General features: G+C 38.2%; 18 protein-coding genes. 9 read left to right on the top strand and 9 right to left on the bottom strand.

What is annotated here, in order from left to right; translation table 11 throughout:
* The 3 genes from N0B48_RS00425 to N0B48_RS00415 all read right to left on the bottom strand — a co-directional run bounded on the left by N0B48_RS00425 (nt 1) and on the right by N0B48_RS00415 (nt 2627).
* Nucleotides 1-966 carry a D-2-hydroxyacid dehydrogenase gene (locus N0B48_RS00425; RefSeq protein WP_259835581.1) on the bottom strand — a complete coding sequence of 322 codons (966 nt, stop codon included), beginning with the start codon at nt 964-966 and terminating at the stop codon, nt 1-3.
* Between the two features lie 124 nt (nt 967-1090).
* Nucleotides 1091-2155, bottom strand: a complete 1065-nt coding sequence (serC, locus tag N0B48_RS00420) for a 3-phosphoserine/phosphohydroxythreonine transaminase (protein WP_259835579.1) — start codon at nt 2153-2155, stop codon at nt 1091-1093.
* A 121-nt stretch (nt 2156-2276) separates the two neighbouring features.
* Nucleotides 2277-2627, bottom strand: a complete 351-nt coding sequence (locus N0B48_RS00415) for a 4Fe-4S binding protein (protein ID WP_259835577.1) — start codon at nt 2625-2627, stop codon at nt 2277-2279.
* A 59-nt stretch (nt 2628-2686) separates the two neighbouring features.
* Here N0B48_RS00415 and N0B48_RS00410 point away from each other — a divergent pair, with 59 nt between their 5' ends.
* From N0B48_RS00410 to N0B48_RS00400, 3 genes are read left to right on the top strand one after another with little or no spacing between them, the layout of a single operon-like run.
* Nucleotides 2687-3721, top strand: coding sequence for an aldehyde dehydrogenase family protein (locus tag N0B48_RS00410; RefSeq protein WP_259835575.1), 1035 nt, complete (start codon nt 2687-2689; stop codon nt 3719-3721).
* 46 nt (nt 3722-3767) lie between these two features.
* Nucleotides 3768-4211 carry a peptidylprolyl isomerase gene (locus N0B48_RS00405; protein ID WP_259835573.1) on the top strand — a complete coding sequence of 148 codons (444 nt, stop codon included), beginning with the start codon at nt 3768-3770 and terminating at the stop codon, nt 4209-4211.
* Nucleotides 4212-4240: 29 nt separating this feature from the next.
* Nucleotides 4241-4930, top strand: coding sequence for a Bax inhibitor-1/YccA family protein (locus N0B48_RS00400; protein ID WP_259835572.1), 690 nt, complete (start codon nt 4241-4243; stop codon nt 4928-4930).
* 476 nt (nt 4931-5406) lie between these two features.
* On the opposite strand, the gene N0B48_RS00395 is transcribed toward N0B48_RS00400, so the two are convergent.
* The 4 genes from N0B48_RS00395 to N0B48_RS00380 form a co-directional block, all read right to left on the bottom strand.
* Nucleotides 5407-5655 carry a DUF6952 family protein gene (locus tag N0B48_RS00395; RefSeq protein ID WP_034727575.1) on the bottom strand — a complete coding sequence of 83 codons (249 nt, stop codon included), beginning with the start codon at nt 5653-5655 and terminating at the stop codon, nt 5407-5409.
* Complete coding sequence (locus tag N0B48_RS00390) at nt 5655-5963, bottom strand: thioredoxin family protein (RefSeq protein ID WP_034727578.1); 309 nt, start codon at nt 5961-5963, stop codon at nt 5655-5657. Before N0B48_RS00390 ends, N0B48_RS00395 begins: the two co-directional genes overlap by 1 nt.
* A gap of 164 nt (nt 5964-6127) precedes the next feature.
* On the bottom strand, nt 6128-6760 hold the full coding sequence (locus N0B48_RS00385; RefSeq protein ID WP_259835570.1) for a peroxiredoxin: 633 nt from the start codon (nt 6758-6760) through the stop codon (nt 6128-6130).
* A gap of 178 nt (nt 6761-6938) precedes the next feature.
* On the bottom strand, nt 6939-8135 hold the full coding sequence (locus N0B48_RS00380; protein WP_259835567.1) for a pyridoxal phosphate-dependent aminotransferase: 1197 nt from the start codon (nt 8133-8135) through the stop codon (nt 6939-6941).
* Nucleotides 8136-8311: 176 nt separating this feature from the next.
* Between N0B48_RS00380 and N0B48_RS00375 the strand changes: the two genes are divergently transcribed.
* The 6 genes from N0B48_RS00375 (at nt 8312) to N0B48_RS00350 (ending at nt 15389) form a co-directional block, all read left to right on the top strand.
* The gene (locus tag N0B48_RS00375) at nt 8312-9127 is read left to right on the top strand and encodes a GLPGLI family protein (RefSeq protein WP_259835565.1); all 816 of its coding nucleotides are present in this window, start codon (nt 8312-8314) and stop codon (nt 9125-9127) included.
* Nucleotides 9128-9630: 503 nt separating this feature from the next.
* The gene (locus N0B48_RS00370) at nt 9631-10968 is read left to right on the top strand and encodes a M28 family metallopeptidase (RefSeq protein ID WP_259837519.1); all 1338 of its coding nucleotides are present in this window, start codon (nt 9631-9633) and stop codon (nt 10966-10968) included.
* A gap of 89 nt (nt 10969-11057) precedes the next feature.
* On the top strand, nt 11058-11693 hold the full coding sequence (gene rsmG, locus N0B48_RS00365) for a 16S rRNA (guanine(527)-N(7))-methyltransferase RsmG (protein ID WP_259835561.1): 636 nt from the start codon (nt 11058-11060) through the stop codon (nt 11691-11693).
* A gap of 62 nt (nt 11694-11755) precedes the next feature.
* Nucleotides 11756-12160 carry a hypothetical protein gene (locus N0B48_RS00360; protein ID WP_259835558.1) on the top strand — a complete coding sequence of 135 codons (405 nt, stop codon included), beginning with the start codon at nt 11756-11758 and terminating at the stop codon, nt 12158-12160.
* A gap of 2 nt (nt 12161-12162) precedes the next feature.
* Nucleotides 12163-12699 (top strand): DUF922 domain-containing protein, encoded by a 537-nt coding sequence (locus tag N0B48_RS00355; protein WP_259835556.1) that lies wholly within the window; start codon nt 12163-12165, stop codon nt 12697-12699.
* Nucleotides 12696-15389 (top strand): PD-(D/E)XK nuclease family protein, encoded by a 2694-nt coding sequence (locus tag N0B48_RS00350; RefSeq protein ID WP_259835554.1) that lies wholly within the window; start codon nt 12696-12698, stop codon nt 15387-15389. The genes N0B48_RS00355 and N0B48_RS00350 overlap by 4 nt, the downstream gene beginning before the upstream one ends.
* Nucleotides 15390-15452: 63 nt before the next feature.
* Here the strand turns inward: N0B48_RS00350 and N0B48_RS00345 are convergent, their stop codons facing one another.
* Nucleotides 15453-17402, bottom strand: coding sequence for a T9SS type A sorting domain-containing protein (locus N0B48_RS00345; protein WP_259835551.1), 1950 nt, complete (start codon nt 17400-17402; stop codon nt 15453-15455).
* Nucleotides 17403-17564: 162 nt separating this feature from the next.
* Nucleotides 17565-18743: an acyl-CoA dehydrogenase family protein gene (locus N0B48_RS00340; RefSeq protein ID WP_259835548.1), complete on the bottom strand. Its 1179-nt coding sequence runs from the start codon at nt 18741-18743 to the stop codon at nt 17565-17567.
* Nucleotides 18744-18862: the final 119 nt, after the last annotated feature.

Here is an 18862-nt window from a genome sequence, read left to right as displayed (position 1 = left end):
TTATCTTATGGTTTCTTTTTGTAGCTTAATAATTTGTTCTGCAAGTTCTGCGCCGATTTTTTCCTGGGCATCCACTGTGTTTCCTCCTACGTGAGGAGAAAGGGATAGCGCAGGATTCATCAGCAGAGGAAGTTCCGGACTTGGTTCGTTTTCAAAAACGTCCAGTGCCGCTCCCGCCACTTTTTCAGATTCGATGAAATCCAGAAGGGTTACTTCATTGATGACACCGCCTCTTGCAGTATTCACGATGTAGACGCCGTCTTTCATTTTTTCAAACTGAGGCGTGTCTATGATATATTCATTCGTTTTTGGAGTATTGATGCTGATGAAGTCGGTATCTTTAAGGAAAGCATCCATATCATTGGTGGAAGTGATCTCAAAATTCAGACTCTGTCCGTCGAAAAAGTCCAGGCTAAGAACTTTTGTCTTTGGATTTTTTGTCAATACTTTGATTTTCATCCCTAATGCAATTCCTATTTTTACCACTTCCTGACCTATACTTCCAAAGCCGATCACTCCAAGTGTTTTTCCTGAAAGTTCATATGCTTTGCTGAACGACTTTTTCATGGCATTGAAATGAGTTTCCCCTTCCAATGGCATCAGCCGGTTCGATTCGTGAAGGAATCTTGCCAGTGCGAAAAAGTGTCCGAAAACAAGTTCAGCTACTGATTTTGAAGATGCTGTAGGCGTGTTGATCACTTTGATGCCTTTGCTTTTAGCATAATCTACGTCAATATTATCCATTCCGATACCTCCGCGTCCTATGATCTTTAGGCTGGGGCATGCATCGATCATGTCCTGTCTTACTTTCGTCGCGCTTCTTACCAAAAGAATATCCACGTTGTTTTCATTAATGAAATTGATCACGTGATCCTGTGCCACTCTGTTGGGCAAGACTTCAAATCCTGCTTCTGTAAGGGCCAGTTCTCCTGTTTTTGAGATTCCGTCGTTTGCTAAAACTTTCATGTGTTATTTAGATTTAAAGATTGAAAAATTCAGATGTTTAATCATTATTAAATCGGGGCGCAAATTAATAAATTTTTATTAACTGCTCTGCATCTTTCAATCTTTGAATTTTTTTATGCTTAAATTATTTAATTGATCTCATCACATCAACCAGAACCTGCACACTTTCAATAGGTAAAGCGTTGTATAAACTTGCTCTGTATCCGCCAAGACTTCTGTGTCCGTTCAATCCACTGATTCCCGCAGCTTTCCATGCATTGTCAAATTCTTCTTTTTTGCTCTCGTCTAATAGTTTGAAAGAAACATTCATCAGAGAACGGTCTTCTTTTACACAGAACGTTTCAAAAAGAGGATTGTTGTCAATCTCATCATATAACAATTTTGCTTTCGCTTCATTTCTTGCTTCCGCTGCTGCAATACCGCCATTCTTTTCTAAATACTGTAACGTAAGAAGAGAGGCGTAAACAGGGAAAACAGGTGGGGTATTATACATGGATTCTTTTGAAATATGCTGAGAATAATCCAGTATAGACAGCATATTTTCTCTTCCGGTTTTTCCAAGAATTTCTTTTTTGATAACCACTAAAGTTACCCCTGCAGGTCCCATATTTTTCTGAGCTCCGGCGTAAATCAGATCAAATTTAGAAAAATCCAATTGTCTTGAGAAAATATCAGAACTCATATCGCAAACCATCAGCGTATCAACTTCCGGGAAAGATTTCATCTGAGTTCCATAGATGGTATTGTTCGATGTGCAGTGGAAATAATCATATTCTGAACCCACGGTATAATTTTTAGGAATGAAAGAATAGTTTTCTTCTTTGGAAGAACCTACCACATTCACTGTTCCTAATTTTTTAGCTTCTTTCACAGCTCCTGCCGCCCATGTTCCCGTATCGGTGTAAGCTGCTTTTCCGCCTACTTTCAATAGGTTGTAAGGAACCATCGCAAACTGCAGGCTTGCACCGCCTCCTAAATAAAGTACTTCATAATCATCACCAAGGTTCATCAGTCTTTTCACAATGGCACGCGCTTCGTCCATTACAGCAACAAAATCCTTGCTTCTGTGCGAAATTTCAAGAAGAGACAATCCAATACCGTTGAAATCTAAAATAGCTTCTGCTGATTTTTCGAATACCTCCTGAGGTAAGATGCATGGCCCTGCGCTGAAGTTGTGCTTTTTGCTCATATTTTTACTTTTTTGGTTGTGCAAGAATTTTACGGACTTGCGGTTTTGTTATTGATATTTTACTAGATTCTTTGAAATTTATAGTTAAAAAAACCGCCTCAACGCTGAGACGGAGCCTTTATTATTCACCGTGTAAGAACGCTTTTTTATTAAGCAGCGCTTCATCAGATTCTACGTGATCTTCATCAGGAACACAACAATCTACCGGGCAGACCGCTGCACACTGAGGTTCTTCATGGAATCCTTTACATTCCGTACATTTGTCAGTTACAATGAAATATACATCATCACTCACAGGTTCCTGTGGCGAATCTGCGTCTACAGTAAGTCCTGACGGCAAGGTAATAGTACCTGCAAGAGCAGTACCTTCAGAAGCTTTCCAGTCTACGGCCCCTTCATATATCGCATTATTTGGGCATTCCGGCTCACAGGCACCACAATTAATGCATTCATCAGTTATTTTAATAGCCATCGCTAATTTTTTTTAAATTTGCACAAAATTACAAAATATTCCCCAATTTAAAAGTAATTATGAATATCGAAAATCAAGTTTTAGGACTTATTAAGTTAAGCGAGTATATAAAAGAGTTTTTATCAAAGGATTCAGCGGATTATAATGATCATGATAACGAGTTTGAATCATTGCTGAAAAGATCCGAAATAGAAAACCCGTGGTTCACCATGGAAAACCAGAAGTTTGCTCTGAATGAATGGACCCAGCTGCTAAGTCAGGAAAATATAAATAACTGGATCGGAAATTATTCCGTTTCAAAAGCTTCAAAAAGAGTAGGACTGATCCTGGCAGGGAACATTCCTCTGGTTGGACTTCACGATGTAATATCCGTGGTTCTAAGCGGTCACATTCCATTAATCAAATTATCTTCGAAGGATAAACGAATGGTTCCGTTCCTGTTGGAAAAATGGAATGAGTTTTCCGGTGGTGCTGTTCAATTTGAATTTGTTGAAAAACTGGAAAATTTCGATGCGGTGATTGCGACAGGAAGCAACAACACCGCGAGATATCTTGAATATTATTTTAAAGATCATTTGAGCATCATCAGAAAAAACAGAACTTCTGCGGCGGTTTTGAAAGGAGATGAAACTCCTGAAGAACTTCAGCTTCTGGCCGAAGATATTTTCAGATATTTCGGGCTTGGATGCAGAAATGTGACAAGAATTTTTATTCCTGAGGATTTTGTAATCGACAGACTGTTTGAAAGTTTTACTGGATTCCAGGATATCATCAATCATCATAAATACGCCAACAATTACGATTATAACAGGGCGGTTTACCTTCTGAACCGTGATTTGTTCTGGGATAATAATTTTGTGATGTTGAAAGAGGATGATAAGCTTTTCAGTCCGCTTTCTGTAATTAATTTCAGCCGATATTCATCGATTGATGAAGTGAAAACTTTCATCGCTGAAAATGAGCAGGATATTCAGTGTATCGTGGCTAAAAACGAGCTTGGATTGGATTCTATTCCATTTGGAGAGGCACAGCATCCGGCTCTCAATACGTATGCAGATAATGTAGATACGATGAAATTTTTGGAAGTGGTCTGATTTTCGTATCTTAACTCACTTATTTCACCAAATATCAAAATAGATTATGAAGAAAATATTTTTAGGACTTACATTGCTTGCAGCACAACTGATGTTTGCTCAGAAAGTGACCGGAGTAAAGGTTGAGAAGACTCAGAAAGAGGTGCCTGCACAGCTGAGCAAAGAGAAGATCAATCTGTATAATGACAATTTTCTCAAGTTTGTTGAAGCACTTAAATCTTCGAATCGTCCGGCTGTTGACGCGCTTCTTTCAGAAAAAGTGAAAGAAATCGTTACGGATGACGTTCTGAAAAAGGTGAAGGAAGGCTTTGATGTGAATAAAAAGCTGGAAATTTTAAAAACGGGCTATCATAAATTAATGGATGGCTCCAGTTTGCCAAGTATCAATTATAAATACGCTGGAGATTCTTCTTCAAAAGAAGTGATCATGGCTGTATTTGAAGAGGATGGAAAGATCCTTGGAGTGATGCCGGCGAAGAAAGATAAATAATTTAATATTCAAATAAAAAAATACTAACTATGATGACAGATGTTTTAGTTGCTCATTCCTCAGAAGTGGAAAAGGCATCTTTTTACAGAAAAACGTACTTACATGTTGCTTTATCAATCCTTGCGTTTATCGGGGTTGAAACTATTTTAGTGAAAACAGTACCACCAGAAATCATTGCGATGATGTTCGGGCAGAAATATACATGGTTGCTGATCATCGGTGTTTTCTGGCTGGCTTCTATGCTGGCTTCCAAATGGTCGCTTTCACAGAGCAGAACGACGCAGTATTTCGGATTAGGATTTTATATCATTCTGGAAGCGCTGATCTTTATGCCAATGCTTTACATAGCAGCGGGAATGCAGGGTGGAGGAAATATTATTTTCCAGGCGGCGATGTTGACGATTGCAATGTTTGCAGGACTTTCACTGATCGCGTTTACTTCTAAAAGAGATTTTTCATTTTTAAGAAATATCATCATTATCGGAGGTTTTCTTTCGATTGGATTGATTGTAGCAGGAGCTATTTTCGGATTCAACCTGGGGCTTTGGTTCTCGGTAGGAATGATGGTGTTGGCTTCTGCGAGTATTTTGTATGAAACCAGCAAGCTTAAAAATGTCTATACGACGGGACAATATGTGGGAGCATCTTTACAGCTTTTCGCCTCTATTATGCTGTTGTTCTGGTATATTCTTAGAATCTTTATGAGCAGAAGAAGCTAAATTTAGGTATGAGTTTTAAGTTATGAATGATGAGTTTTAAAACATAATTCTAACTTCAATATACAATCCTGGTGATTCATTCATCAGGTTTTTTTTGTTTGTAATCTTTAAATCTTTGAATGCTTCATTGTTTAAATTTTTAACCACAAATACCACAAATGATTTCACAAATATCACAATTTACGGACTAAAGCATTCGTGTCATTAGTGTAAAATATTTGTGCAATTAGTGTTTTAATAAAATAAAGAAACCCAAAAAATCCTGATGACATTCACCGGGATTTTTAATAGGATTCTTTAAGCTATATAAACAACGGCAACCGCATCAGCAATGGCATATTACAGAAGCTTTGAAGCACGTGTTATCAATTGAAATTAAAGAATGGAGAAAATATAGTATCGAGGAAATCCTCAGTAGTACTGTGTTTTTAATCTTTTAATTATTAAATCTTTAAATGATTCAATAAAGAAAAAAACTATTTATCAATAGATCCTAAGACCTTCTGTGCAAAAGAATTTAAAGCGTCTTTTTCGCTCATTCCGTTCTGAACGCTGGCGTGTACTTCCAAAGCACCACAGATATTGGTGATCAGTTCTCCGGCTACGTTTAGATCTTCTTCACTGGTTCCTCTGAATTCGCAGAAGCTTTCTAAAACCTCTAATGTTTTTTCAAGATTCTCAGGAGTCTGGTTCTGATAAAACTGTCTGATTACGGGTAATTTCATTATTGTAATTCGTTAAAAAGGTTAATTAAACTTTCCGCCTGGTTGCTCTGTACCTGATTCACCAATTCACCGTTTTTGAAAACTGCGAAAGTAGGAAGGTTATCTACAGTAGCTAATTTTCTGCTTTCAGGAAGCTTTTCAGCATCTACATATAAAAATGGAATTTCTTCGTTTTCTGATGCCAGTTTTTTAAATTTAGGCTTCATGATTCTGCAGTTTCCGCACCATGTTGCGCCGTACTGAACCACTACTTTTTCATTGTCGTTAACGATATTTTGTAAGGTATCTTCTGTTAATTCTGTGTACATAAGTTAAATTTTATGAAATTTAACAATGTAGCAATTGGATAATGTACCAGTGTAACAATTAAAATATTGGATTTTAAATATTGTTACATTGTTACACTGCTATATTGTTACACTCTTATATTGCTATATTAGTGTGCAATTGCTACATTGTTATAGTGTTTTGATTAGTTCTTAGCTAAGTATTCTGCTGTAGAAGTTCTGTCTGCTTTCATTGCATCTTTTCCTTCTTCCCAGTTGGCAGGACATACTTCACCGTGTTTCTGAACGTGTGTGTAAGCATCAATTAATCTTAAATATTCTTTCACGTTTCTTCCTAAAGGCATATCGTTTACAGACTCATGGAATATTTTTCCAGTTTCGTCGATAAGATAAGTCGCTCTGTACGTTACATTAGAACCTGTGAAAGTTTCCTCTCCATCTTCATTGTATTCGAAATCCTGGTCTACGATTCCTAAGATGTTAGCTAGCTGTCTGTGAGTATCAGCTAAAAGCGGGTAAGTTACCCCTTCGATACCTCCATTATCTTTTGCTGTGTTCAACCATGCAAAGTGCACTTCGTTGGTATCACAAGAAGCACCGATTACTTTAGTGTTTCTTTTAGCAAATTCACCTAAAGCATCCTGAAAAGCGTGAAGCTCTGTAGGGCATACGAAAGTGAAATCTTTTGGATACCAGAATAAGATTACTTTTTGTTGGTTAGAAGTAGCTTCTTCAAGGATGTTGACTCTAAGATCGTCACCCATTTCAGACATAGCATCGATTGTTACATTTGGGAATTTTTTTCCTACTAAAGACATAATTTTCTGTTTTTATATTTAAATTTCTAGTGCAAATATATAAATATTTCATCTATCGAACAAATGAATATCGATAAATAAAATCTATAATTGTTTTTAATAGATTTAAAGAAAAAAGCCCTGAAATCAGAGCTTTTTGTTTAGTTTATATCAAGTTTTTAACAAGTCTAAATTAAATTTATGAATTGAAAGGCGCTAACAATTCCTTGATCCTTTTCATCGCTCCTCTAAGGTCTTCTTCAGAAGCTGCGTAAGAGAAACGGATGCATTCAGGACTTCCGAAAGAAACACCACCTACACAACCCACGTGAGCATGCTCCAGTAAGAGCATCGCGAAATCATCGGAATCTTTAATCTCCGTGCCGTTCAGTGTTTTTCCGATATAATGGGAAACATCCGGGAAGAAATAAAAGGCAGCCTTTGGAAGCACAACTTTAAATCCTGGAATTTCTTTCATCAGATCATACACAAGATCTCTTCTTTTCTGGAAAGCATCGATCATGTATTTATATTCAGAAGGATCTGTTTTCAAAGCGGTAATGGAAGCTCTCTGTGCCATCGTATTCGCTCCGCTGGTCATCTGTCCCTGGATCTTTTCACAAGCTTTCGCCAGCCATTCCGGACAGGCAGAATACCCGATTCTCCATCCAGTCATCGCAAATGCCTTAGACATTCCGTTGATCACAGCGGTCTGTTCGTATATTTCCGGAAACTGAGCGATAGAAGTCGTTTTTGTTTCGTAATTGATGTACTCATAGATTTCATCTGAAATCACGGTCACATGAGGATATTTAGCAATGACTTTCGCCATCGATTTTAATTCGTCATACGTATAATACCCACCGGATGGATTACACGGAGAACTGAAAAGAATCGCTTTTGTTTTATCCGTAATGGATTCTTCAAGCTGCTCAGCCGTTATTTTGAAATCTGTAACATAAGAAGTCGGAAGCATGACGGAAGTCCCACCCATCATTTTCACCATTTCATCGTAGCTTACCCAATAAGGAGCAGGAAGCAATACTTCATCCCCGTCATTGATAACGGAGGCAAGTACATTTAGAATCGCCTGCTTAGCTCCGTTGGAAACACAGATCTGCGAAGGCTTATATTCAAGATTGTTGTCTCTTTTTAATTTATGGGCTACCGCTTCACGAAGTTCAATAAACCCCGGAACAGGTGAGTAGTGGCTGTAATTTTGGTTAATGGCATCAAAAGCGGCCTGTTTGATATTATCCGGCACATCAAAATCCGGTTCGCCGAGCGTAAGACTAATCACATCAATGCCGGCGGCCTTCATTTCTCTTGCTTTGTTTGACATGACGAAAGTCTGTGAGTAACCTAATCTCTTTACTCTATCTGAAAGTTTATCCATGTGGGTCTTTTTGAATTTTAACAAATATATAATAAAAACGTTTTGCCGGGAAATAAAAGTAAGACTGAAAAAAAGATTTTTGTCAGGTTTCAATTTATTCGCTAGATTTGGAAATGGCTGATTCAGCCTGTGTTCAAGAGTATTTTAACAATATATCATCTAAAATGTACAGACTTTTGTTTTTATTATGGGCTTCTTTCTTTTCGGCCCAGAGCTACCGTTTTGTTTACGAATATAAAATGAAACCCGATGCGGCGAAGAAAGATTCAGTAATAACAGATTATATGAATCTGGATACGGATGGGAAAAAATCGTATTTCCAGAATGGCGTAAAATATGAACGGGATTCCACCTATAATGCTGATAAAAGCTATCCGGCCCTTTTAAAAAGCAGGCAATATGACCGTAATCTGAACTATATTGTAGAAAAAGACTATGCTCAAAAGACGATCAATTTTTACGACAAATACAAAACCGTAAGCATTATAACTTCAGATAATGAAGCTCCGAAGTGGAAAATTGAGAATGATTTCAAAAAAATCAATAATATGAACTGCCAGAAAGCAGTAGCAGATTATAAAGGCAGAAAATGGGAAGCGTGGTTCAGCAAAGACTTTCCGGTGAGTGATGGTCCTTATAAATTCACTGGACTTCCGGGACTTGTTGTTTCTGTGAAAGACAATGAAAATAATCATGTTTTTGATTTGATTCAGATTAAAAAAATCAGTACAGTGACTTCTTTTATTCCTAAAAACAATAAGCAGATGACCAATACTGAATACAGGAAATTGATTAAAAATTACACCTTTACTGCTGTAGATGATATTGCCGGCATGAGTGTAGATTCCAAAGCAGGCGTCATTGGGCTTGAACTGAAAGACGGTTATGTAACCAAACTGGATTACAATGAACTGAAGAAAAGCGGAAAACAGATGGATGCTCTGATTGCGAAGAAGCTCAGAATGACCAATAATCCGATTGAAAAAGATTAAAAATAAACAGAGACTGCCGAAAGACGGTCTTTTTTTTGAATTTTATCTGAAACACAATTGATCGCGTCATAATTCACGGTTTTATATTTTGCATAGTGAAAAAGCATTTGGTTTTCAGTGTTTTAACCTTTGTTTGTGTTTGAAGTCTTTGCGTTCTTAGCATTTTTCCAACAAGATATTATTTAAATTAAAATTTAATGCAGTGTTGGTTTTCGCAAAGTCGCAAAGAAATAGGAAAGGATTATGCTGTAAGGCGCAAGGATTTTATCTCTGATAAAACTGTATACCAATGTCATTGCGAGGAGCGTAGCGACGAAGCAATCTCATCTTCACTCTTGCTGAAAATCTTTTATTTTCTTGCGTCTTAAATACTCATGAAGTTTAAAAACCTTGCGCCTTAGCGTACTCCAACAACAACTCTTCCACAGACCCTGTAAAAACAGAATATCTTATCCTGAACTTAGTCTATGTTTTGTATATTTAATCCTTCTTATACCCATCCTATGAAATATTCTCTTCTTCTGTTGCTGATTCCTTTTGTAGGTTTTTCACAGACCCATTCAAAAGACGATAAAATAAAGAAATACGTTTCTGAAGTAAGTTCGGATTCTCTACAATCTTACATCAGCAAACTTGTAGGCTTTCATACCAGACATACTTTGAGTTCAGTAGACGATAAGAATCAGGGAATAGGAGCGGCAAGGAACTGGGTGCTCGGAAAATTTAAAGAATATGCCAAAAACTCCGGCGGGAGGATGGACGTGTACTTGCAGCATGAAGATATTCAGCCCGATGGGAAACGGGTAGACAAGGTGACCAATCTGGGAAATCCAATCGCTTTTCTGAAAGGTACAGATCCTAATGATAAAAGAATTTTCCTGATTTCAGCACATCTGGATTCAAGGGTGACGGATGTAATGAACAGGACCTCATTTGCTCCCGGCGCCAATGATGATGGCAGTGGAGTAAGCGCAGTCATCGAAGCCGCAAGAATTCTGAGCAGATCTTCATTTCCGGCTTCTTTTATTTTCGTTACTTTTTCCGGAGAAGAGCAATCGCTGCTTGGATCCAAACTTTTGGCAGAGAAAGCTAAAAAAGAAAACCTGCAGATAGAAGCCGTCCTGAATAATGACATGATCGGAAATCCAAAAGCCGGAGAAACCGGAGAAATCAACAACCGGACCCTTAGAGTTTTCAGTGAAGGGCTGCCTTATGCAGACTTGGATAAAAAAGCATTGAACATAAGAAATATCGGGCTTGAAAACGACGGTGAATCCCGGCAATTAGCCCGTTACATCAAAGAAGTTGCAGAAAAATATGTGAAAGGACTTGAAGTAAAATTGATTTACAGAAACGACAGGTTTCTGCGCGGAGGCGATCATTCCAGCTTTGTCAATGGAGGCTATCCTTCGGTGAGACTTACCGAGTATTATGAAAATTATGACCACCAGCATCAGGATGTAAGAGTGGAAAATAACAAACAATATGGTGATCTTCCTGAGTTTATCGATTACAGTTATCTGAAAAGAAATGTGGCCGCGAATATTGCTGTTCTGGCCAGTCTCGCCAAAGCCACTTCAAAACCTGAAAAGGTAGAAATAAAAGTGAAGGAACTCACCAATTCTACCACGTTGCAATGGGAAAAGCCAAAATCCGGAGTGCCGGCAGGATATTATATTCTTATGAGAGAGACTGATAGCTCTGTGTGGCAGAAAAAGATATGGACCAAGGAGCTGACCATTAAAATTCCACTTTCCAAGGATAATTATATTTTTGCTGTACAGGCGGTTGATCAGTATGGAAATCTAAGCGTTCCCGTTATTCCGGGTATTGCGAGATGATTGGAAAGGATAAATTAAGGCCAAATCAAGACAACTCGATTTGAATACAATGGAAATAAAACTTATTTTTGCGGATTATAATAATTCATATGGCAGCGTCGTTACTATTAAAATACTTTCCGGATCTTACAGAGAAGCAGATCGAACAGTTTAACCAATTGGAAGAATTGTACAATGAATGGAATGAAAAAATCAATGTGATCTCCAGAAAAGATATGGAATCGCTCTATGAAAAGCACGTTCTGCATTCTTTGGGAATTGCTAAAATAATGGAATTTGCTCCTGGTACAAAAGTTCTGGACATCGGAACCGGCGGAGGTTTCCCGGGAATTCCTTTAGCGATTTTGTTTCCGGAGACCCAATTTACGTTGGTAGATTCTATCGGAAAAAAGATCACAGTGGTGAAAGCTGTGGCAGAAGGAATCGGACTGACAAACCTTACGGCTATTCACGGAAGAGCAGAAAAGGTGAAAGAAAAATTCCATTTTGTAGTGAGCCGTGCAGTGACCCAAATGCCGGAATTCCTGAGATGGCTGAAAGGAAAATTTGAAAAAGAACAGATAAATCCCAAACATAATGGAGTTTTATATTTAAAAGGCGGCGATCTTGCTGAAGAACTGGCCGGAATTAAATGTGAAATATTCAACCTTAAAAACTATTTTGATGAAGAATTTTTTGATACTAAAAAAGTGATTTATGTATCAAAAGGTAATTTTAGTTCTTAATTTTATAAAATTAAGGGACAATTTTTACTGAATTTTTATTAATAATCGGTAAATTAGAGGGTATGAAAAATCTTTTGAAATTTGGATTTTCCGTATTGTTTTCAGGGCTGGTTTTTGTCTCCTGTGAAGATGATGATTACCAGACCATACAATCCATAGCAAGAATCAGGATCGACAGTGTGAAGGTCATGAAAGATACCATGGATGTGTATACAATACAGAGCATTAAGACGTATTCTACCTATCCGTCCCAATGTGAAGGGTTTTACGGATATGATTATATTCATGACAGCAGCCTCGGAAGATCTGTTACCGCTTACAAATACACTGCTGAAGGACCTTGCGCACAATCCGCTCATGTAGGAGCAAGCCAGATCAATTTTAGCCCGCGACAAACCGGAACATATATTTTTAAATTCTGGAACGGGGACAGCAGCTGGATCACCAAAACAATTGTAGTTGAATAATAATGAAACTGATTTCACTTTTCTGCCTGCTTGCTTTGAATACCCTTTTCGGACAGAAAATCATCTGGAACGAAGACAGGAAACTCGTTTGGGAGGATTTTAAAAGTCCGGTGAACAGGAAAAATAATCCTGATGTAGCCGCTTATACCCATTGTGGCTGGGAATATTCTGTAGTAAAATCTACCAATCCAAAATCTTCTGTAAAAATTGAGATTACGGCTATTTTCAATGTAGACAGATCCTGGAAAGATACTAAAAGGATGAATGACTATATTCTCCTTCATGAGCAGAAACATTTCGATATCGCGGAATTATTTGCCAGAAGATTAAGGAAAGAAGTGGAGGAAAAGATCAAAACCTCTGGTGATTACGATAAAAATTTTAAAACACTGTATCAAAAAATATCAAACGATTACAAGAATTTTCAGATCTCCTATGACAAGATCACTGAGCATGGGATCAATAAAGAAAAACAGGCAGAATACAATGCCCTCATCGCTGAAGAAATAGACCACTTAAAAAGCTATAAAGTCTCTTGAAATTCCTCAATAAGATCATCCACGAACTGCTGGCCCAAAATCCGGACCTGTCTGAGTTTAACATCGTTCTGCCCGGAAAGCGTCCCATCGTATTCATCAGGCAGATCCTGGAAGAAAACAATTATTCAGGATTCCTGCCCAATTTTTTTACAGTAGAAGAACTGATCGACAGGATTGCAGACAAACAGCCGGTTCAGGGAATCTCTCTGTGGCTTTTTGCCTTTGATGTGTATCGGAACCTTGGTCTTATCCCAAAAGATGATTTTGCGGACTTTTTAAAGTGGTTTCCGACCCTTCAGAAGGACTGGGACGATATCCTGAAGTTCTCTGATAGTGATGAAGCTGTTTTACAGTATATGTTTGATGAAGAGCGAATCAAAGAATGGGCTCAGGATCTGGGGGAAGATGATGACGTTCCGCGTAAGAAATTCCTAAATTTCTGGCAGAATATGAACATTTTTCTTCCTGTCTTAAAGAAAAAGCTGAAGGAAAAGAATTGGGCAACTTCCGGTATGATTCACGAAACAGCTAAATCGAAGATTGTAGATTTTGCTAAAAACACTTCCGAACATTTCGTTTTCTGTGGTTTCAATGCATTCACGCCAGTGGAAGAGAAGCTGGTAAGAAGCCTGCTGCAGTGGAATAAAGCACAGTGTTTCTTTCAGGCTGACCGTTATTATTTTGATGATGAAAGACAGGAAGCGGGGAAATTTCTCCGAAACCATAAAATGTGGAAAGAATTTGATGATGACAGAGCTTTTCAGTGGATTGAGGATGATTTTAACCAGCCTAAAAATATAAAAGTCTACGAAGTTTCCGGAAATGTAACGCAGACGAAAGTGCTGCCTGAAATTTTTAAGGAAATTGAAAACAAGACCTATTCCAATACAGCAGTGGTATTGCTGGATGAGAATTTACTTCCTGCAAGTCTGGATGTCATGTATGAAGTTGATAACCTGAATATTACCATGGGTTTTCCGCTGAAGAATCTTTCCTTTTCCAATGCGGTAAAACAGCTTTTTTATCTTCAGAAGCAACTGGAGAAAAACAAGTCTTCCTATTACTACAGAGATATTTTTCCGATCCTTGAAGAACTTCCGAAATCTGCTGAAGATGAAACGATTATCAGTAATTTCAGAACGAAAATAGAGGAGAGGAATATTGTTTACATATCAAGAAAGCTTTTAGAAGAACTTCTGAGCGGGCTTTCATATTATGGCCTTCTTAAAAAAGCGGATCATACCGGCGTTTATCTGGATATGCTGATCAGTTTCTGCCGCGACATCAAGTGGCTGGAAATAGATGACATCCAGTATGAAAACGTTTCCCATTTTGAAAATGCCTTCAGAATCATTAAAAACCAGGTGAGTCCATATGATTTTGAGATCAAAATGGAAACGCTTGAAATTCTGATCAACCAGCATGTGAATTCTGAGAGTATAGATTTTCAGGGAGAGCCACTTCGCGGACTTCAGATCATGGGACTTCTGGAAACCCGTCTTTTAAACTTTGAAAATGTGATCATGCTTTCGGTGAATGAAGGAAAACTTCCTTTGGGGAATTCGCAGAACACGTATATTCCGTTTGATATCAGAAGGTATTTTGATCTTCATACATTCCTGGAAAACGACAGTATTTATGCCTATCATTTTTACAGACTGATTCAGGATTCTCAAAATGTCCATTTGCTATACAATGCACTCAGTTCCGGAGTGAATACCGGAGAGAAGAGCCGTTTCATTACGCAGATCGAAATGGAGAGTTCCCATCCGATAGAGCATCTTATTATTGAGAATTCTTCCGAGCCGATTGCTTCCATGCCTATAGAAATTCCGAAGACGGAAATTGTAATGGAAAGACTTGAGAAGTGGAAGGAAAAAGTATCTGCATCTCACCTGACCAGCTACCTTTATAATCCGATTGATTTTTATCTTTCGAAGATATTGAAGACTTCGGAAACGGATGAAATTGAAGAAGAATTGTCGGTTAAAAACTACGGAAATTTAGTTCACTATTCACTTCAAGAAGTATATGAATTACTAAAATGTAAGGTTTTAAAAGAAAAGGATTTACAGAATTCAATTAAAGATATAGATCAATACATTAATGTGGCGATTGAAAAGCTGAAACACCAGCCGGAGTTCTATGAAAAAGGGATGAACTACATCCACAGAGCGATCGCCAAAAAAGTGATTGAAAATGTTCTCAACCATGATCTTGAACTGGTAAGAAGTGGTAATACGCTGGAGATTTTAGACATTGAAAAAAGGTTTGAAAATGTAGATTTTTATCTTGATGGCCATGATAAAATTTCATTCTTAGGATTTATTGACCGGATAGATCGCCTGAACGGAACATTAAGGATTATCGATTATAAAACCGCGAAAATCAAAAATCTTACGGTAAAAATAGACGAAAACAACGTTACTGACTATTTCCACAACAGCGAAAGAAAACAGGCTTTGCAGCTGTGCATTTATCATTATGTGGTACAGAATCTTCCGGAGTTCTGGGGACTTCCTATCGAAACGGGAATCTGGAGTTTTGCAGAAGCTAAAAAAGGAGTGGTTTCTTTGCAGTTTGAAAAAGGAAGTATTGATGATGCCATGATGTCCGTGAAAAACCTGATCCTCGAAATTCTGAATCCGGATCTTAGCTTTATTGAAAACATCAGGACTTATTCGAATTAAAAAATGCACCTCATTGCTGAAGTGCACTCAATTTGAAATGAAGAATATACAAGCGTCTTTGTCTTATAGTTTTACTTTTTTGTTGGTTATTTTTCCATCGTTATCACTCATTTGAACAACATAAATTCCTGATTCCAGGCTTTTTGATTCAAATTCTGATTTATTAACTTCCTGCTGCAAAATCAGTGCACCGGAAATGCTGTAGATGCTGATGTTTTTAATACCATTATCTGCTCTTGCAACGATCTGACGGTTTCTCGTAAATATTTCAGCTTTATTAGCTAGTGAACGGTCTGTCAGTGTTTTTTTGAACTGCAGATTATAATATTGGGTAACGATTTCAAAGGTATTATTTTGATTGTCAATATCTTTTGTGTTAATTCCTCCGTCTGAAGTATACTGTTCCTGAGATACTGTTTTTAACAGGTTTTTATTTTCATCAAAAACATTAACTGCAATCAATTCTTCCTGAGGAAGTTTCAGTTTTAAAAGACCGTTGTTTTCAGACTGTATGATCTCATTTTCAGGAACTTCTATAGGGGTATTTTTAACGTACGGAAGTAATTTCTGATCATTGTTTTCCTGTACCTTAAGAAGGTAAACCCCGTCTTTCAATGAAGATAAATTGTTGCCTGCCGCTGACTTGCTTGCCGCTTTTTCCTGATTGAAATCTGTAATTCCAACCAGCTGCATGTTTCCAAGATCCGGTTTTAATTGAGAAGAGTAGAGCGAAGTTGTGGTTTCCGGGTTAGTGTTTCCCTGCTGTTTTGAAGTCAGGATCGCCCATTGATTCAAAAGGCCTCCGCTTCTGAGTGTATTGAATTTTGCATTGGATGCCAATGTGAACGGAACAATTCCTCCAACATGTCCTAAAGGTCCCCAAAAGAATGAATCCAGTTTGTATTTGTTCAGATCCCACCAGGCGTAGTAGCCACGCTGAACATCAATGGTTTTAGTAGTGTTTTCAGGTGGAATGGCCAGGTCAACAGAAGAATGCCCTAACGTCATCGGTGTTTTGTTGTACCAGTCATACACATCTTTAGGTTTTAAGCATTGTCTGAACTTACTGTTAAGATTGTTGGTTGTTTCGTTGATGAAATTCTGAGTGAAAAGCTTTCTCCATATCACCGGTCCCCAAAGAAGGCCTCCGTTATCCTGAACGACATGATAGTTGTATTTATCCAGATATTCCGGAGAGATAACCTCGGAAATGTCGTTGGTATAGCTTTTATAGCCCATATTGTTACAGGAATGGACAACATTAGCCAGGAACGAGGTAAACGGATAAAAATCTTTCTCCAGAACTCCTTTGTTTAAAGTTACTCCTGAAAAATCATAAGGTCCGTCTCCCATATAGGCATACTTGAACTTCAGATTGGTAGGATTGGAAATATTGAGTTTTTTTAAGGTTGACATGGCAGCATGAGCGCCCTGAGAATAACCAGCAAGGAAATATTCATCATAACGTTTGATTCCCTGCTGAGCCAGAACTTTATTGGCTGCAGTTACGAAATCGATAGTAGCACCGGCCTCTGTAGCGTAATCTACGTAAGGATGAACACCGTCTCCGGTTCCCATACCAACGTAGTCAGGAGCCATTAAAATATATCCGTTAAGGACGTAAGAAAGTTCTACCACAAATCCGGCGGTTAAAGCCCCTTTAAAGTTGGAAGGAACATTATCCCTGCTGTCTGTGGTTCCGTGGTCAGAAACTACGGTAGAGAGCTTAAAATTGAGGTTAGGATACATCAGCAGTCCCGTAGCTTTTACGAGAACGTTATTTTCATTTTTAGTGTAATAGGTGATCTTGTAACCTTTAAGACCTACGTTGAAGCCATTCAGGTAACTGACGAAATCCGGAGCATTCTGTTCGCCAAGGCTGTTGGCGATAAAATTAACGACACCCTGCGGAGTCAGATCCAGTTTTTGTTCAACGTTCACAAGGTCTCCTGCCTGTTGGGCAAAAAAGAACGGAGCTGTTAAACCTAATAAAAGCGTGGATAGTTTTTTCATATCAATATTTTTTATTGAGATTAAATTAGATATTTTTAACAAAACCGTTAGAATATTAATACATCAATAATTATTCATTGAATACAAGTTCCCCGCAAAGTGAGTAAAAGAAGGAGTCCGGCCATTCGGCCGGACTCCTTTTCCGTATATTTTAGCTTTTAATTAAAAAGCGTTGATTCCAGTAATATCTAAACCGGTGATCAGTAAATGTACATCGTGTGTACCTTCGTAAGTGATCACAGATTCCAGGTTGGCTGCGTGTCTCATCATTGGGAATTCACCCATGATTCCCATTCCGCCAAGGATCTGTCTTGATTCTCGTGCAATATCAATCGCCATTTTCACGTTGTTACGTTTAGCCATTGAGATCTGTGCTGGACTTGCTTTATGGTCGTTTTTAAGATGTCCTAACTGAAGACAAAGCAATTGTGCTTTTGTGATTTCCGTTAAGAATTCAGCCAATTTCTTCTGCTGAAGCTGGAAAGAACCGATCGGCTTTCCAAACTGTCTTCTTTCTTTGGAATACTGAACGGCTGTACAGTAGCAGTCAATCGCTGCACCGATTACGCCCCAAGATATTCCGTATCTTGCTGAATTTAAACAAGATAGTGGTCCTTTTAGTCCGGTTACACCCGGAAGTAAGTTTTCTTTAGGAACTTTCACATCATTGAATACCAGTTCTCCGGTTTTCGATGCTCTTAAGCTCCATTTATTATGAGTTTCCGGAGTGGTGAAACCTTCCATTCCTCTTTCAACAATTAATCCCTGGATTTTTCCTTCTTCATTTTTTGCCCAGATTACAGCAATATCGCAGACAGGAGAATTCGTGATCCACATTTTAGCACCGTTCAGAAGATAATGGTCGCCCATATCTTTGAAATAGGTTTCCATAGAACTTGGGTCAGAACCATGGTTAGGCTCCGTCAATCCGAAAGACCCGATCATTTCTCCCGCAGCAAGGTGAGGAAGGTATTTTTTCTTCTGTTCTTCAGAACCGAATTCATTAATAGGGAACATCACCAGCGAGCTCTGTACCGAAGCAGCAGAACGTACCGCAGAATCTCCTCTTTCCAATTCCTGCATGATCAAACCATAAGAAATCTGATCTAACCCTGAACCGCCGTACTCAACCGGAATATATGGACCTAAAGCTCCGATTTTTCCCAATTCTTTCATTAAGCCCGGAATATCTGTATGATTTTGCGCGGCCTGATCAATCTGCGGCATTACAAAACTCTCCACCCAATCTCTTACCGATTGACGGATCAGTTTGTGTTCTTCAGTAAGTAAAGCATCAATTCCGTAGTAGTCTGGAATGCTTGTAAGAGGATAATATGACATGATTTTTTTGATTTGTCTAAAAGTAATACTTTTCGTGTGGTTTGAAAAATTTTTTTGAAAATCTTTATTGCCTTTGATTCTCAGAGAGATAAATAAAGGCTGGCAGAATTTTACTTAAA

Origin of the sequence: Chryseobacterium herbae, assembly GCF_025154075.1 — a bacterium.
In the GTDB taxonomy this organism is placed as follows: domain Bacteria; phylum Bacteroidota; class Bacteroidia; order Flavobacteriales; family Weeksellaceae; genus Chryseobacterium; species Chryseobacterium herbae.
This window is presented reverse-complemented; position numbering and strand designations above follow the sequence as displayed.

What these genes read in the sequence shown, in the direction of transcription:
- N0B48_RS00425 (WP_259835581.1), bottom strand. Translation starts at nt 966, where the DNA reads ATGAAAGTTTTAGCAAACGACGGAATCTCAAAAACAGGAGAACTGGCC.
- serC (WP_259835579.1), bottom strand. Translation starts at nt 2,155, where the DNA reads ATGAGCAAAAAGCACAACTTCAGCGCAGGGCCATGCATCTTACCTCAG.
- N0B48_RS00415 (WP_259835577.1), bottom strand. Translation starts at nt 2,627, where the DNA reads ATGGCTATTAAAATAACTGATGAATGCATTAATTGTGGTGCCTGTGAG.
- N0B48_RS00410 (WP_259835575.1), top strand. Translation starts at nt 2,687, where the DNA reads ATGAATATCGAAAATCAAGTTTTAGGACTTATTAAGTTAAGCGAGTAT.
- N0B48_RS00405 (WP_259835573.1), top strand. Translation starts at nt 3,768, where the DNA reads ATGAAGAAAATATTTTTAGGACTTACATTGCTTGCAGCACAACTGATG.
- N0B48_RS00400 (WP_259835572.1), top strand. Translation starts at nt 4,241, where the DNA reads ATGATGACAGATGTTTTAGTTGCTCATTCCTCAGAAGTGGAAAAGGCA.
- N0B48_RS00395 (WP_034727575.1), bottom strand. Translation starts at nt 5,655, where the DNA reads ATGAAATTACCCGTAATCAGACAGTTTTATCAGAACCAGACTCCTGAG.
- N0B48_RS00390 (WP_034727578.1), bottom strand. Translation starts at nt 5,963, where the DNA reads ATGTACACAGAATTAACAGAAGATACCTTACAAAATATCGTTAACGAC.
- N0B48_RS00385 (WP_259835570.1), bottom strand. Translation starts at nt 6,760, where the DNA reads ATGTCTTTAGTAGGAAAAAAATTCCCAAATGTAACAATCGATGCTATG.
- N0B48_RS00380 (WP_259835567.1), bottom strand. Translation starts at nt 8,135, where the DNA reads ATGGATAAACTTTCAGATAGAGTAAAGAGATTAGGTTACTCACAGACT.
- N0B48_RS00370 (WP_259837519.1), top strand. Translation starts at nt 9,631, where the DNA reads ATGAAATATTCTCTTCTTCTGTTGCTGATTCCTTTTGTAGGTTTTTCA.
- rsmG (WP_259835561.1), top strand. Translation starts at nt 11,058, where the DNA reads ATGGCAGCGTCGTTACTATTAAAATACTTTCCGGATCTTACAGAGAAG.
- N0B48_RS00360 (WP_259835558.1), top strand. Translation starts at nt 11,756, where the DNA reads ATGAAAAATCTTTTGAAATTTGGATTTTCCGTATTGTTTTCAGGGCTG.
- N0B48_RS00355 (WP_259835556.1), top strand. Translation starts at nt 12,163, where the DNA reads ATGAAACTGATTTCACTTTTCTGCCTGCTTGCTTTGAATACCCTTTTC.
- N0B48_RS00345 (WP_259835551.1), bottom strand. Translation starts at nt 17,402, where the DNA reads ATGAAAAAACTATCCACGCTTTTATTAGGTTTAACAGCTCCGTTCTTT.
- N0B48_RS00340 (WP_259835548.1), bottom strand. Translation starts at nt 18,743, where the DNA reads ATGTCATATTATCCTCTTACAAGCATTCCAGACTACTACGGAATTGAT.